The organism is Streptomyces soli, from assembly GCF_003999195.1.
In the GTDB taxonomy this organism is placed as follows: Bacteria; Actinomycetota; Actinomycetes; order Streptomycetales; family Streptomycetaceae; genus Actinacidiphila; species Actinacidiphila soli.
Window position 1 is genome coordinate 1 of record NZ_RJVR01000260.1, and the last position, 14,456, is coordinate 14,456.

Sequence of the window (14,456 nt, forward strand, 5' to 3'; positions counted from 1 at the left end):
CTCCATCCCCGCACCCCGCCACCCAGTCGGCAAGAAACGCAATAAAAAGGACACACTCAAGCGCGACGGAGCACAGCAGCAACCTTAAAGATCAAGCTAAGAGGCCGCACGAATAGGTGGGGCGGCGTCGCGTGCCGATGGGCGGCGCCTGGCGGCGTTGTCGTCGGTCGATGACGTCCCCCAGCCTGGCGGCTGGGTGGGGGTCCCCCCGGACGGAGTCTGGGGGAGAGTGCTCCCACCGCGTCGCCTCCCTCTCCCCCAGCCCTGGCGGCTGGGGGGTCCCCCCGGCCGAAGGCTGGGGGAGTGCCCCCACCGCCTTGCCAGACTTGCCCCTCGCCCCGCTCCTTCACCCACCCCACCTATTCGCGCGGCCTCTAACCCGCAGTGATCGTGCCGCGTAGCTCGCCGTCGGGGCCGGCGAGGAGGACGGGGGTGTCGGGGCCGCCGAGGTCGCGGACGGCGGCGAGGTCGGCGGCGGGGACGGCGTCGGCGGGGGTGACGACGGCGGCGGCCTCGAGGGATTTGGCGCCGCTGGCGACGGCCATGGCGACGGCGGTCTGGAGGGCGGTGAGGCGCAGGGAGGGGAGGTCGACGGTGCCGGCGACGTAGGTGCGGCCGGTCTCGTCGCGGACGGCGGCGCCTTCGGGGACGCCGTTGCGGGCGCGGGTGGACCGGGCGAGGGTGATGATCTTGCGGTTTTCGGGGTCGAGGGGGGTCACGTCGCTCATGCGGTCAGGGTATCGGCCGGGCGCATGACGCTGCGGCGGCCCTCCGGGGAGGTCAGCCATTCCAGCTTGGCGGCGGTGTCGGTGTCGGGCACGGGGTTGTGGAGCACGATGGTCAGGTCAGGGCGGGCCGGTACGCGCAGCTGGGTGCTCTCGAAGAAGAGGGTGCCGACGACGGGGTGGGTCAGCTCCTTCACCAGCTGGCCGCCCGCCCGCACGTCGGCTCGCGCCCAGAGCTCCACGAACTCCTCGCTGAGCCGGGAGACCTCCTCGACGACGGACTGGAAGCCCTCGTCATCGGGATGGTCGGCCATCGCGGCACGGAACTGCGCCACGACCCAGGGCGCGGTCCGCTCCCAGCTCCTCGCCCGCGACCGGTAGAAGGGGTCCGTAAAGAAGGTGACCATGCAGTTCTGGGAGATCTCCGGCCGGAAGCCGAGCACCAGGGCGGCGGAGTCGTTGTGTAGGCGACGCAGTTGGTGTAGACGTCCATGATGTGCGCCGGGAGCGGCATCCACGCGTCGATCAGCCGCCGCAGGCCGTCGCAGAGGTATTCGCCGTCGTATTCGGACTCCGGCACCGGCGGGTTGAGGCCGGCCAGTACGTAAAGGTGCCGCCGCTCGGCGCCGTTGAACTTGAGCACACGCGCCACGGCGTCCAGCACCTGCGGCGAGACGGTGATGTCCCGCCCCTGCTCAAGCCATTGGTACCAGGACACGCCGACCCCGGCCAGCACGGCGACCTCCTCGCGGCGCAGCCCGGGCGTACGGCGGCGGGCTCCGCCGCCTGGGAGCCCGGCGTCGGCGGGGGTGACCCGGGCGCGGCGGGCCATCAAGAACTCACGCAGATCCTGTCGACGGGCCAAGGCTCCGTTCCTCCCCCTGGGCTCACTGGCTGGTGGTCCGACCACCACCATAAGTTCGCACTCCCCACGTTTGTTCCGGGAGCCCGAGGCTGCTGGCATGGCGATCGACACCTCTTCCTCTCCCACCCCGGCAGCCACCGCCGCCCCGGAAAAGCTCACCACCCGCGCCAAGCTGGTCCTCTTCGTCCTGTGCGCCGCCCAGTTCATGGTGGCGCTCGACTTCTCCATCCTCAATGTGGCCCTGCCTGTCCTGGGCAAGGACCTCGGCATGAGCCAGGCCAACCTGCAGTGGGCGGTGACCGCCTTCGCGCTGCCCTCCGGCGGCTTCCTGCTGCTCTTCGGCCGGATCGCCGACCTGTACGGACGGCGCCGGCTCTTCCTCTCCGGCCTCGCACTCTTCGCGGTGGCCTCCGTACTGGCCACGCTCGCCTGGTCCCCGGCGGTCTTCCTGGCCGCCCGCGCCGTGCAGGGCCTGGGCGCGGCCGTGATCGTGCCGACCGGCATGTCGCTGCTCACCACGACCTTCCCGGAGGGACCGCAGCGCGAGCGCGCGCTGGGCATCAGCGGCACGCTGCTCTCGCTCGGCTTCACCATCGGCGTCGTCCTCGGCGGCGCCCTGACCGACGCGCTGGGCTGGCGCTCCACCATGGCCCTGCTCGGCATCGCCGGCGCCGTCGTCCTCGCCGCCGCGCCCGGCCTGCTCACCGAGTCCCGGCACCCGCTGCGCCCGCGGGTCGACATCCCCGGCGCGATCACCGTCACCGGCGGGCTCCTCGCCCTGATCTACGCCCTGTCCACGGCCGCCCAGCGCGGCTTCGGCGGCGCGGACGTCATCGTCACGCTGATCGCGGGCGCGGCCCTGCTCATCGCCTTCGTGGTCGTGGAGTCCCGGGCGGCCGAGCCCATGGTGTCCCTCAAGATGCTCCGGCGCCCGACCGTGGCCTGGGGCAATCTGGCCGGCATCACCACCTTCTCGATGATGAGCACGGTCGTCTTCATGACCACCCTCTACCTCCAGGAGGTCCGGGGCCTGTCCTCCTTCCGCACCGGCCTGGTCTTCGGCGTCCAGGGTCTGGCCGCGGCCGTCACCGGTATGACCGCCGCCCGCGTCATCGGCCGCTTCGGCGTCCGTACGACCCTCATCGGCGGCCTCGTCCTCCAGGCCGCGCTCACCGCTCCCCTCGTGCTCCTGGGCACCGGCTCCTCCGGCACCTGGCTCGCCCTGGTCGCCATCACCGTCGCCTGCGTCGGTCACCTCTGGGCGATCGTCTCCTACGGGCTCACCGCCACCTCCGGCCTGCCCGACGACGAACAGGGCCTCGCCACCGGCCTCGTGACCAGCTCCCAGCAGATCGGCATCGCCATGCGCCCTGGCCGCCACCCGTACCGACCTCCTGTCCGGCATCCACCTCGCGCTCGGCGTCGACGCCGGTGTGGTCGCGGTGGTGGCCGTACTGGTCGCGGTGGGCCTGACCCGCCGTACCCGTACGGCCTGACCAACTCCCGTGCAGCGGCGCCGCGTCCATCCGGACGCGGCGCGCAGCGCGATATGCCATGATCGGAAGGCAGCCCCTCGACATCGAGGACTCGGCGGCTCTGATCACGAAGTTGGGGGCCTGACGCCCGATGGGACATCCGCATCTGCCGACGACGGAGGCCGCCGTCACCGTGATCCGTGAGATCGCGCAGGAGTTCCACCTGGACATGACCGTCACCGACGACATCGGCGCGGACCAGACCTCCCGCCGCACCTCGGCCGGGGCCTTCGCGGTCCTGGACCCGGACGGTTCGCTGCCGCACGAGGCGTACGTGGAGCTGGGCGGCTCGCCTGCCGTCACGATACAGATCTTCCCGGAGGACGACGCGAAGATCACCGTCGACGGGGTCGAGTTCATGGACGTGCCCCGCGATGCCGTGCCGGCCTTCCTGCGCTCCGTGTACGGCGGACTGGCTTACGTGAAGGGCCGGTTCTTCCCGCCCGGTTGCTGGCTGTACGTACCGGTGCCAGGTGATGAGACCTACCGGGAACCGGTCCTGCGCAGCACGCTCAGTCCCTGGCTCAGCCGAAGCATCAGAAGCTAGTCCTGGCTCGACACTTCCTCGTCCGCCTCTGCCTTGACCGGCTCGACCAGAACCGCGCCGATCCGGTTCCGGCGCCCGCCGACGGTCTCGGCGGTGAGGCGAAGCCCCGCCGGCCGGTCCGGGTACGACTGGTCCTCGGGCAGCGGGACGACGGCCGAGGCACCGGGGATCGGCACGCGGCCCAGGGTCTTGGCCAGCAACCCGCCGACCGTTTCCACGTCTTCGTCGTCGAGGTCGATGCCGTACAGCTCGCCGAGGTCGCCGAGGTCGAGGCGCGACGTGACACGGTATCTCCCGTCGCCGAGGTCCTCGATGGGCGGGAGTTCGCGGTCGTACTCGTCGGTGATCTCGCCGACGATCTCCTCGAGGATGTCCTCGATGGTGACGATGCCGGCGGTGCCGCCGTACTCGTCGATGACGACGGCGACGTGATTGCGCTGCTGCTGCATCTCGCGCAGCAGGTCGCCGGCGTTCTTGGTGTCGGGGACGAAGGCTGCGGGGCGCATGACCGACGACACCGGGTCGGACTCGGACTCGCGGTTGATGTGGACGCGGCGGGCGAGGTCCTTGAGGTAGACGATGCCGACGATGTCGTCGTCGGACTCGCCGGTGACGGGGATACGGGAGAAGCCGGAGCGCAGGGCGAGGGTCATGGCCTGGCGGATGGTCTTGTAGCGCTCGATGGAGACCAGTTCGGTGCGCGGGACCATGACTTCGCGTACGAGGGTGTCGCCGAGCTCGAAGATGGAGTGGACCATGCGCCGCTCCTCGTCCTCGATGAGGGACTCGGACTCGGCGAGGTCGACCATGGCCCGCAGTTCGGCCTCGCTGGCGAAGGGGCCCTGGCGGAAGCCCTTACCGGGGGTGACGGCGTTGCCCAGCAGGATCAGCAGCTTGGGGATGGGGCCCATGATGCGGGCCAGCGGGAGCAGGACGTACGCGGCGGCGGTGGCCGTGTTCAGCGGGTGCTGGCGGCCGATGGTACGCGGGGAGACGCCGATGGCGACGTAACTGACGAGCACCATGACGCCGATGGCGACGGCGAGGGCCTGCCAGGTGTGGTCGAAGTGCCGTACGCAGACCACGGTGACCAGGACGGCGGCGGAGGTCTCGCAGGTGATGCGGACCAGCAGCGCGACGTTGAGATAGCGCGTCGGGTCGGCGGTGACGGCGAGCAGCTTGTCGCCGCCGCGCCGGCCGCCGCGGACGGCGGCTTCGGCGCGGAAGCGGGAGACGCGGGCGAGACCGGTCTCGGCGCAGGCGGCGAGCCAGGCGACGACGACCAGCAGGACGGCGTAAACGATCATCGGGGACCGTCGGCCGTCAGTGGGTGGTGGTCGGGGCCGGGGAGGGCCCGGTGAGCCCGCGCTCGGCGCGCCAGCCGTCGAGGATGGCCTTCTGAAGGCCGAACATCTCGGTCTTCTCGTCCTGCTCCTCGTGGTCGTAGCCGAGGAGGTGCAGCACCCCGTGGACGGTGAGGAGCTGCAGCTCCTCGTCCATGGAGTGCTTCGTGACGGCCTCCTCGCCCTGCCGCTTCGCGACCTCCGGGCAGAGCACGATGTCGCCGAGCAGGCCCTGCGGGGGCTCCTCGTCGTCCTTCCCGGGACGCAGTTCGTCCATCGGGAAGGACATGACGTCGGTCGGGCCCGGCTCGTCCATCCATTGGATGTGCAGCTGCTCCATGGCGGCGGCGTCGACCGCGATGACGGAGAGCTCGGAGAGCGGGTGGATGCGCATGTGCTGGATGGCGTAGCGCGCGATGTCGAGCACCGCCTGCTCGTCGAGCTCCCAGCCGGACTCGTTGTTGACGTCGATCGCCATAGTGCTTGCGTGGCTACTTTCGGTTGCCGGCGTTGCCGTTGTTGCCGTTTTGGTCGTCGTAGCGCTCGTAGGCGTCCACGATGCGCGCGACCAGCTTATGGCGTACGACGTCGCTGCTCGTCAGACGCGAGAAGTGGACGTCCTCGACGCCCTCCAGGATGTCCACGACCTGCTTCAGCCCGCTCTTCGTACCGCCGCCGGGAAGGTCGATCTGGGTGACGTCACCCGTGATGACGATCTTGGATTCGAAGCCGAGCCGGGTCAGGAACATCTTCATCTGCTCGGCGCTGGTGTTCTGCGCCTCGTCGAGGATGATGAAGGCGTCGTTGAGGGTCCGGCCACGCATGTACGCCAGCGGGGCGACCTCGATCGTCCCGGCGGCCATCAGCCGGGGGATGGAGTCGGGGTCGATCATGTCGTGCAGCGCGTCGTAGAGCGGGCGCAGGTACGGGTCGATCTTCTCGTAGAGCGTGCCCGGCAGGAAGCCGAGCCGCTCGCCGGCCTCGACGGCCGGGCGGGTGAGGATGATCCGGTTGACCTGCTTGGACTGCAGGGCCTGGACGGCCTTGGCCATGGCGAGGTAGGTCTTGCCGGTGCCGGCCGGGCCGATGCCGAAGACGATGGTGTGCTTGTCGATGGCGTCGACGTAACGCTTCTGGTTGAGCGTCTTGGGGCGGATGGTGCGGCCCCGGTTGGACAGGATGTTCTGGGTGAGGACCTGGGAAGGAGTCTCCTCCAGCCCGTCCGGACCGCTGTCCTGCCGGAGCATCGCGATAGACCGCTCCACTGCGTCCTCCGTCATCGGCTGGCCGGTGCGGAGCACCAGCATCATCTCGTCGAAAAGCCGCTGGACCAGTGCGACCTCTGCCGGGTCGCCGGTCGCGCTGACCTCGTTCCCCCGGACATGGATGTCGACGGCCGGGAACGCCCTCTCGATCACGCGAAGGAGCGCGTCTCGCGATCCCAGCACGGTCACCATGGGGTGCTTTGCCGGTACGACGAATTGGGCGCGCGCCTGCGGTTGCTGCGTTGTCGGTGTCTGAGTCATGGGCCGGCTCTAGGCCTGCTCATCCCGCCTTCTGCTGATCGAATCGCCCGTGAGGCCTTTGGTGCCAAGGGTACGACGCCGCCGCCCCGGGGCCGAGGGATTTACGGCTGCCGGCGGAAGCCGATCGTCGGAACCGCGCGGCGCAGGGGCCAGCGCCGGGTGCCGGCCGGGAGGAGATCGTCCAGGAAGGCGTAGCGGCGCAGCGCGGCGCGGTCCTGGTCGTCGTAGGCCTTGGCGTGCTGCCACCAGCGGGCGATCTCGATCCAGCCGGGGGCGGAGAGCGAGCCGCCGAACTCCTGGACGGAGAGGGCGGCCGTCAGGCAGGCGAAGGCGAGCCGCTCGGCCAGCGGCCAGTCGCCGAGGGTGCCGGTGACGAAACCGGCGACGAAGACGTCCCCGGCGCCGGTGGGGTCGAGGGCCTCGACGGACAGGGCCGGGACCTCGGCGGTCTCGCCGCGCGCGGAGTCGACGGCGTACGCGCCCTCCGAGCCGAGGGTGACGACGGCCAGCGGCACCAGCTCGGCGAGCTTGCGGGCCGCCTCGCGGGGGCTGCTGGTGCGGGTGTAGTGCATGGCCTCGGTGGCGTTGGGGAGGAAGGCCTCGCAGTGCTCCAGGTCGGCGAGGTCGGCGGGGTCCCAGCGGCCGGAGTCGTCCCAGCCGACGTCGGCGAAGACCCGGCTGCCTTTGCGGGCGGCGTGCCCGATCCACTCCTGGCGGGGCCCGGCCGGGACGAGCGAGGCGACACAGGCCCGCGACCTCGGCGGGCACTCCGGTGTCGCCTCCTCGGGGGGCGGCGCCTCGTGGCCGTGGCTGACCATGGTGCGTTCGCCCTCGTACGCCATGGAGACGGTGACCGGCGAGTGCCAGCCGGGGATCCGCCGGGACAGCTGCAGGTCGATGCCCTCACCGTCGACGAGGCTGTCCCAGCAGTAGTCGCCGTACATGTCGTCGCCGAAGGCCGCCGCCAGCGAGGTGTGCAGGCCCAGGCGGGCCAGGGCGGTGGCCATGTTGGCGATGCCGCCGGGGCTGGAGCCCATGCCACGCGCCCAGGACTCGGTGCCGCGCACGGGCGCGCTGTCGAGCCCGGTGAAGATGATGTCCAGGAAGACGGTCCCGGTCAGATACACGTCGGTCGCCGGATCGCCGGGTGCGCGGACCGCGGCGAGCGGGTCGAGGACCGGATTGTCGTCCACCCCGGGAATCCCTTGCGTCAGGAGAATGGGACAGCACGAGGCTAACGATTCCCGGCGGTGGTGGCTTCCGGACGCCGCCACCGCCGGGAGGTGCCGGGATCAGGCGGCGAACACCTTGCCGTTCCTGATCTCGTAGTGGACGGCGTTGGAGCAGCCGATGGACGGGGTGATCAGCAGGCTCACCGCGACCGGCGCGGGCTCGGTGCCGGCGGTGGAGAACTCGCAGACCGCGCCCTTGCCGCCCAGCGGGTACCAGAACCAGCCGTCCACGTCCCCGACGGTGACGCGGTCGCTCTCCTTCCAGGTGCTGCCGCTGGGCACGAAGACCTGGAGCCGTACCGAGGCGGCGTACTGGTCGGTCGTGGAGTGGAGAGCTGTGAGGGTGATCTTGTAGTCCTGGCCGAGCTGCGAGGACGCGATCTGCTTGGTCTCCTGCGCCTTCGCGGGCGGCGGCGTGGCGCCGGACGCTGCCGTCGTGCCCATCGTGACGGCGGCGATCGAGGCGGCCGAGGCGGCCGCGAGGGCGATCACCATGCGGCTGCGGGTGCGCGTGCGGGTGTTCTTCGCCATGTCTTCTCCCCGTGAGTGTGATGTCGAGGCGAAGTGGTCAGGAACGGCTGCCGTTCTCTCCGCCTCTCACAGGTCCAGACACCTCACCCATGCCGGGGGTTGCACGGAATGCCCTATTCACCCGAAGTCGTACGCCTCCACCTCGGCGAGGTACGCCTCCCGCACGGCGTCGTCCAGGAAGGCGGCGCGGAAGGAGTTGCGGGCGAGCGTCCGCAGGGCGTCGGCGTCCAGGGGAAGGGCGTCCCGTACGGCGTCGAAGTTGTCGCCCGCGTAGCCGCCGAAGTAGGCCGGGTCATCCGAATTGACTGTGACGAGGAGGCCGGCGTCCAGCATCGCGGGGAGGGGGTGTTCGGCGAGGGTGTCGACGCAGCGGAGGCGGACGTTGGACAGCGGGCAGACGGTCAGCGGCACCTGGTCGCGGACCAGGCGCTCGACCAGGGCCGGGTCCTCCATACAGCGGATGCCGTGGTCGACGCGCTCGACGCCGAGCAGGTCCAGGGCCTCCCAGATGTACGCCGGCGGACCCTCCTCGCCGGCGTGGGCGACGCGGTGCAGGCCGGCCTCGGCGGCAGCCGCGTACACTTCGCGGAACTTGGACGGCGGGTTGCCGACCTCGGCGGAGTCCAGGCCGACCGCCGAGATGCGGCCGAAGAAGGGGCGGGCGGCCTCGAAGATCTCCATCGCCGACTCGGCGGACTCGTCGCGCAGGAAGCACATGATCAGCCGGGTGCTGATGCCGTGCCGCTCCTCGCTGCTGTCCAGGGCGCGGGCCAGGCCCTCGATGACGGTGCCGATCCCGATGCCACGCACGGTGTGCGCCTGCGGGTCGAAGAAGATCTCGGCGTGCCGTACGCCCTGCTCGGCGGCCCGGGCCAGGTACGCGTCCGCGAGGTCGGCGAAGTCCTGCTCGGTGCGCAGGACGGCCATCAGGGCGTAGTACAGGTCCAGGAAGGACTGCAGGTCCGAGAAGGAGTACGCGCGGCGCAGCTCCCCGGTGGTGGCGTACGGCAGCTCGATGCCGTTGCGCGCGGCCAGAGCGAAGGCGAGCTCGGGTTCGAGGGTGCCTTCGATGTGCAGGTGAAGCTCTGCCTTGGGGATCGACATAGGGGTCTACGTTACCCGCTTGGGCACGGACACCCGGCCCAGGTCCTCCGCCACGGTGAGCTCGCCCTCGTAGCCGGCCTCGCGCGCCTGGCGCTCGAAGGCGGCCGGGTCGGTGTAGCGCTGCGAGAAGTGGGTGAGGACCAGGTGGCGTACGCCCGAGTCGGCGGCGACGCGGGCTGCCTGACCGGCTGTCAGATGGCCGTGCTCGGTGGCGAGTTCCGCGTCCTCGTCCAGGAAGGTCGACTCGATGACCAGCATGTCGGCGCCCTCGGCGAGCGCGTACACCCCGTCGCACAGCCGGGTGTCCATGACGAAGGCGAAGCGCTGGCCGGGGCGCGGCTCGCTGACCTCCTCCAGGGTGACGCCGTCGGTCGCGCCCTCACGCTGGAGCCGGCCGATCGCCGGGCCGCTGATCCCATGCGCCGCCAGCCGCTCGGGCAGCATGCGGCGGCCGTCCGGCTCGACCACCCGGTAGCCGTACGACTCGACGGGGTGCGACAGCTTCCGGGCCTCCAGCCGGAAGGCGGGCGTGTGGGCGATGACGCCGTCGGCTCGCACCGGCTCCTCGTTCAGCTTCACCATCTCGCGGTACGCCGTCGCGTAGCGCAGCCGGTCGAAGAAGCGCTGCCCGCTCGCCGGGAAGTGGGCGGTGACCGGGTGCGGGACCCGGTCGAGATTGATCCGCTGGATCACCCCGGCCAGGCCCAGACTGTGGTCGCCGTGGAAGTGGGTGACGCACAGCCGGGTCAGGTCGTGGGCCGCCACCCCGGCCCGCAGCATCTGCCGCTGGGTGCCCTCGCCGGGGTCGAAGAGGATGCCCTCGGTGTCCCAGCGCAAGAAGTAGCCGTTGTGGTTGCGGTGCCGGGTCGGGACCTGGCTTGCCGTGCCGAGCACGACGAGTTCACGTGCGGACACTATCCGGGAGGCCATTCCAGGCCGCGCCCGCCCAGGACGTGCGCGTGCGCGTGGAAGACGGTCTGCCCGGCGCCGGCGCCGGTGTTGAAGACCACCCGGTAGCCCGTCGCGTCCACCTTGTCCTCGGCCGCGACCTCGGCCGTCTCGCGCAGCACGTCCGCGGTGAGCTGCGGGTCGGCGGCCGCGAGGGTGGCCGCGTCCCTGTAGTGCGCCTTCGGGATGACCAGGACGTGCGTGGGGGCCTGGGGGTTTATGTCACGGAAGGCGACCGTGGTCTCGGTCTCCCGTACGACGGTCGCGGGGATGGTGCCCTCCACGATCTTGCAGAACAGGCAGTCGGCCTGCGGTTCTCCCGCCACGGTGCCGCACCTCTCTCTGGCTCTACGCTTGACGCTGCGCAGCCTAGCCCAGCTGTGCCAGCCGGTCGGCGCCGTACTCGCGGTGGCCGAGCGGCAGCAGCAGCCCGCCGTACGGCCCCCGGATCAGCACCGAGGCCGCCTCCAGGTCCGCGCACTGCGCCCAGCCGGGGAACAGCCCCTCGGCCTGCTCCGCGCCGAACTCCCCCGGGAACGCCGACAACTGCGCCCAGCTACGGCAACGGCGGCGGGGTTTTGGCGGGACTCCCCGTGAGGGCCTCCAGGGCTACGGCGATGGCCGTGTCGAGTTGGGGGTCGCGGGCGGCGGCCCAGTCTTGGGGGGTGTGGGGGACTTCGATGTCGGGGTCGACGCCGTGGTTCTCGACGTCCCAGCCCTGGCCTTCGAGCCAGAAGGCGTACTTGGGCTGGGTGACGAGCGTGCCGTCGACAAGGTGGTAGCGGGAGTCGATGCCGATGACGCCGCCCCATGTGCGGGTGCCGACGACGGGCCCGATGCCGAGCGCCTTGATGGCAGCGTTGACGATGTCGCCATCCGACCCGGAGTGCTCGTTGGCGACGGCCACGACGGGACCGCGCGGGGCGTCCATGGGGTAGCTGAGGGCGGGGAGCCCGCGCGGGAGGTCCCAGCCGACGATGCGGCGGGCGAGCTTCTCCACGACGAGCTGCGAAGTGTGGCCGCCGCGGTTCTCGCGGACGTCGACGACGAGCCCTTCCCGGGCGACCTCGACGCGGAGGTCGCGGTGGAGCTGGGCCCAGCCGGAGCCGACCATGTCGGGGACGTGGAGGTAGCCCAGGCGGCCGCCCGAGCGCTCGTGGACGTACGCGCGGCGCCCGGCGACCCAGTCGTGGTACCGCAGCGGCTCCTCGTCGGCGACCGGTACGACGACGACGTGCCGTACGCGCGCATCGGTGCCGACGGTCAGCTCGACCGGCTTGCGGGCGGTCCCGATGAGCAGCGGTCCCGGGCCGGCGACGGGGTCGACCGGGCGGCCGTCGACGGCGATGATGGCGTCCCCGGCCCGGACGGCGACGCCGGGCGCGGTGAGCGGGGAGCGGGCGCGCGGGTCGGACGTCTCAGAGGGAAGGACGCGGTCGACGCGCCAGGTGCCGTCCTCGGCCCGGGAGATGTCGGCGCCGAGGAGGCCCTGCCGGTGCAGGGAGTCGCCGGGGCCGCCGTGAGGCATGACGTACGCGTGCGAGGTGCCGAGCTCGCCGGCGACCTCCCAGAGCAGATCCACGAGGTCGTCGTGAGTGGCGACCCGCTCCAGCACCGGCAGGTAGCGCTCCCGTACGCCGTCCCAGTCGACGCCGCCCATGTCCTCGCGCCAGAAGTTGTCGCGCATGAGGCGGTGCGCCTCGTCGTACATCTGACGCCATTCGGCCTGCGGGTGGACCGTGAGGCGGATCCGCGACAGGTCGACGGCGACGTTGGAGTCGGAGTCGTCCTCGGAGGGTGTGGACTTGTGGTCGGCGGAGGCGACCCGCAGCCGGTGGCCGGAGCCGATGAGCACCTTGTTGCCGTCGCCGCTGACGGAGAAGTCGTCGGCGTCGTCGGCGAGTTCCTCGATGCGCAGCTGCTTGAGGTCGTACCGCTCCAGCGTGGTGGCGGGCGGCTCCGCGTCGGGCGTGGCCAGCCCCGCGCCGAGGACGCCGCGTACCGGGTGCCGCAGCCACAGCACGCCGTCCTTGGCGGCGCGCAGCGTCGAGTAGCGGGCGGCCTCGACCGGGAAGGGCACGATGCGGTCGGCGAGGCCCTCGGCGTCGACCTTGGTCGCGGGCGCGGGCGAGGCGGTCGAGGAGCCGCCGTCGTCCTTCTTCTTCGCGCCGTCGTCCGCCGGCTTGTCGTCGGCCGACGGGTCGACCGGGCGGCCGTGCCGCTGCGGTCCGAAGGGGGACGGCGTGGTGGCGGCCAGCGTGATCAGGTGCGGGCGGCACGCGCCGAGGAAGGCCAGGTCGAAGACGTGCTCGTCGTAGATCGGGTCGAAGGCGCGCTCGGAGAGGAAGGCGAGGTGCTTGCCGTCGGAGGTGAAGGCGGGTGAGAAGTCGTTGAAGCGCAGCGGGGTCGCGTCGATCGTGGTGAGGTCGGCCGTGGCGGCGATCTTGAGGCTGCGCAGCGGCGTCGGGCCGGGGTGCGACCAGGCGAGCCAGGCCGAGTCGGGCGAGAAGGCGAGGCCGGTGGCGTTGCCGTGCTCGCTGGTGGCGACCGTCCTGACCTCGCCGGTCTGGGTCTCGACCAGCAGGATCCGCCCGTCGTGCGAGGCCACCGCGATCCGGTGCCCGTCGGGCGAGACGGTGAGGCCGAGTACGCGGCCGAGCCGCCCTGCTGCCAGCCTGCGCGGCGCCGCGCCGGGCACTGGTCCTGCCGCAGGCCCCGCCGCCGGGGCGACCTCCAACGCGTCCTCGCCCTCCGCGTCGGTCACCCAGACCACCTGCTGGTCACCCTCGCCGCCGAACACCCTCGGCAGCCGCGTCCGAACCCCCGGCTCCGCCGCCAGCGCCCGCGCCGGGCCGCCGCGATGCGTCACCCAGTGCGTGGTGCCGCGTACCTCCACCGCGCTGCCCCGCCCGGTGTGGTCAGGCCGTGCATCGCCGAGGTGGTGGGCAGCCCGGACCGGGTGCGGCTGGAGGTCGGTGCGCTGGCCGCCCAGCCGGAGGGCGAGCGGGCGGGGCTCGGCGCCCTCCAGGTCGTCGAGGACGTACAGCTCGCCCCCGGACACGTACGCGACCCTGGCCCCGTCCGTCGAGGCGTGGCGGGCGTAGAAGCCTCCCCCGGGCTCCGTCTGGGTGGGGGTCCCCCCGCCGAAGGCAGGGGGAGTGCCCTCAACCGGCGTGTGCCGGCGCAGGTCGGAGCCGTCGGCCAGGCTTGAGTAGAGCGCCCCGACACCCTCATGGTCCGACAGGAAGGCGATCCGGTCCCCGACCCACAGCGGGCATTCCAGGTTGCCGTCCAGCCCGGCGTGCACCCGCTCGAAGTCCGCGTCCTCCGCCGTCCGCAGCCACAGCTTGCCCGCCGCGCCGCCCCGGTAGCGCTTCCAGGCCGCCGCCTCGCGGCTCATCGCCACCGACTGCAACAGCACCGCACCCTCGGGCCCGTACGCCAGGTCCCCGACCGGCCCGAACGGCAGCGCCGGGGCCGGCCCGCCGTCCAGCGGCACCGCCCGCGCCCAGCTCCGCCGCAGCGAGGCCTGCCCGTACGTCGTGATCGCCACGACCTCGCCCCCGGCCGTCCATCCCCGCACCGAGGTCTTCCAACTCCCCCAGTGCGTCAGCCGCTTCGACGGTCCGCCGTCGACCGGCGCGACATGCACCTCCGGTGCACCGTCCCGCGTCGACGTCCACGCGATCCACTCCCCGTCCGGCGAGATCCGGGGATGGTCGACCGGCACATTGTCGGCACTGACGCGCCACGCGCGGCCGACGCCGTCGAGCGGAGCCGCCCAGACGTCGTCCTCGGCCGTGAAGGTGATCAAATCGCCGTGCAGGTGCGGAAAGCGGAGGTACGAAGGCTGCGTCACGTCGTCACATTAGTCATCCGGCGGCCAAATCGGCGACGCCTTTCGATCACAATTCCCCCGCGGGACGGTCGCCGTTCCCCCGAGACCGACCTCCGCCCACACCGTCTTTCCCGGCCCCTGCCGCTCTGCCACTCCCCAGCGCACCGCGAGCGCCGCCACCAGCTGCAACCCCCGCCCCGACTCCTTGTCCGACCCGGGGGCAGGCGGCTCAGGCTCGGCGGGCGGCCTCCGCTCGCCACCA

12 protein-coding genes and 2 pseudogenes are annotated in these 14,456 nt (G+C 71.7%); 2 read left to right on the forward strand and 12 right to left on the reverse strand.

Annotation, left to right across the window (positions count from 1 at the left end; translation table 11 throughout):
- Positions 1–374 precede the first annotated feature (374 nt).
- Positions 375–728 carry a cytidine/deoxycytidylate deaminase family protein gene (locus EFK10_RS27575; RefSeq protein WP_127358376.1) on the reverse strand — a complete coding sequence of 118 codons (354 nt, stop codon included), beginning with the start codon at positions 726–728 and terminating at the stop codon, positions 375–377.
- Positions 725–1,641: pseudogene (locus tag EFK10_RS27580) on the reverse strand (helix-turn-helix transcriptional regulator). Before EFK10_RS27580 ends, EFK10_RS27575 begins: the two are co-directional and overlap by 4 nt.
- Before the next feature lie 46 nt (positions 1,642–1,687).
- Between EFK10_RS27580 and EFK10_RS27585 the strand changes: the two are divergent.
- Together EFK10_RS27585 and EFK10_RS27590 are read left to right on the forward strand one after the other, a co-directional pair.
- A pseudogene (locus tag EFK10_RS27585) lies at positions 1,688–3,086 on the forward strand (MFS transporter).
- A gap of 130 nt (positions 3,087–3,216) precedes the next feature.
- The gene (locus EFK10_RS27590; RefSeq protein WP_127358377.1) at positions 3,217–3,672 is read left to right on the forward strand and encodes a hypothetical protein; all 456 of its coding nucleotides are present in this window, start codon (positions 3,217–3,219) and stop codon (positions 3,670–3,672) included.
- On the opposite strand, the gene EFK10_RS27595 is transcribed toward EFK10_RS27590, so the two are convergent.
- From EFK10_RS27595 to EFK10_RS27635, 10 genes are all read right to left on the reverse strand, one after another.
- Complete coding sequence (locus EFK10_RS27595; protein WP_127358378.1) at positions 3,669–4,979, reverse strand: hemolysin family protein; 1,311 nt, start codon at positions 4,977–4,979, stop codon at positions 3,669–3,671. The two genes, EFK10_RS27590 and EFK10_RS27595, sit on opposite strands and share 4 nt — an antisense overlap.
- Before the next feature lie 16 nt (positions 4,980–4,995).
- The gene (gene ybeY, locus EFK10_RS27600; RefSeq protein ID WP_127358379.1) at positions 4,996–5,493 is read right to left on the reverse strand and encodes an rRNA maturation RNase YbeY; all 498 of its coding nucleotides are present in this window, start codon (positions 5,491–5,493) and stop codon (positions 4,996–4,998) included.
- Positions 5,494–5,506: 13 nt separating this feature from the next.
- The gene (locus EFK10_RS27605; protein WP_127358380.1) at positions 5,507–6,541 is read right to left on the reverse strand and encodes a PhoH family protein; all 1,035 of its coding nucleotides are present in this window, start codon (positions 6,539–6,541) and stop codon (positions 5,507–5,509) included.
- Between the two features lie 101 nt (positions 6,542–6,642).
- A complete protein-coding gene (locus EFK10_RS27610; protein ID WP_127358381.1) occupies positions 6,643–7,734 on the reverse strand; it encodes a carbohydrate kinase family protein in 1,092 nt (363 codons plus the stop codon).
- 99 nt (positions 7,735–7,833) lie between these two features.
- Positions 7,834–8,304, reverse strand: coding sequence for a hypothetical protein (locus EFK10_RS27615; protein ID WP_127358382.1), 471 nt, complete (start codon positions 8,302–8,304; stop codon positions 7,834–7,836).
- A 117-nt stretch (positions 8,305–8,421) separates the two neighbouring features.
- Positions 8,422–9,408 carry an adenosine deaminase gene (locus EFK10_RS27620; RefSeq protein ID WP_127358383.1) on the reverse strand — a complete coding sequence of 329 codons (987 nt, stop codon included), beginning with the start codon at positions 9,406–9,408 and terminating at the stop codon, positions 8,422–8,424.
- A 6-nt stretch (positions 9,409–9,414) separates the two neighbouring features.
- Positions 9,415–10,323, reverse strand: a complete 909-nt coding sequence (locus tag EFK10_RS27625; protein ID WP_127358384.1) for a ribonuclease Z — start codon at positions 10,321–10,323, stop codon at positions 9,415–9,417.
- Complete coding sequence (locus EFK10_RS27630) at positions 10,323–10,682, reverse strand: histidine triad nucleotide-binding protein (RefSeq protein ID WP_127358385.1); 360 nt, start codon at positions 10,680–10,682, stop codon at positions 10,323–10,325. Before EFK10_RS27630 ends, EFK10_RS27625 begins: the two co-directional genes overlap by 1 nt.
- A 43-nt stretch (positions 10,683–10,725) precedes the next feature.
- Entirely contained in the window at positions 10,726–10,902 is a 177-nt protein-coding gene (locus EFK10_RS47810) for a hypothetical protein (protein WP_164836166.1), read from the reverse strand.
- A gap of 10 nt (positions 10,903–10,912) precedes the next feature.
- The gene (locus tag EFK10_RS27635) at positions 10,913–14,215 is read right to left on the reverse strand and encodes a S41 family peptidase (RefSeq protein ID WP_127358386.1); all 3,303 of its coding nucleotides are present in this window, start codon (positions 14,213–14,215) and stop codon (positions 10,913–10,915) included.
- Positions 14,216–14,456: the final 241 nt, after the last annotated feature.

Coding starts and splice junctions, on each gene's coding strand:
- EFK10_RS27575 (WP_127358376.1), bottom strand. CDS start 728: ATGAGCGACGTGACCCCCCTCGACCCCGAAAACCGCAAGATCATCACC.
- ybeY (WP_127358379.1), bottom strand. CDS start 5,493: ATGGCGATCGACGTCAACAACGAGTCCGGCTGGGAGCTCGACGAGCAG.
- EFK10_RS27620 (WP_127358383.1), bottom strand. CDS start 9,408: ATGTCGATCCCCAAGGCAGAGCTTCACCTGCACATCGAAGGCACCCTC.
- EFK10_RS27595 (WP_127358378.1), bottom strand. CDS start 4,979: ATGATCGTTTACGCCGTCCTGCTGGTCGTCGTCGCCTGGCTCGCCGCC.
- EFK10_RS27615 (WP_127358382.1), bottom strand. CDS start 8,304: ATGGCGAAGAACACCCGCACGCGCACCCGCAGCCGCATGGTGATCGCC.
- EFK10_RS27605 (WP_127358380.1), bottom strand. CDS start 6,541: ATGACTCAGACACCGACAACGCAGCAACCGCAGGCGCGCGCCCAATTC.
- EFK10_RS27590 (WP_127358377.1), top strand. CDS start 3,217: ATGGGACATCCGCATCTGCCGACGACGGAGGCCGCCGTCACCGTGATC.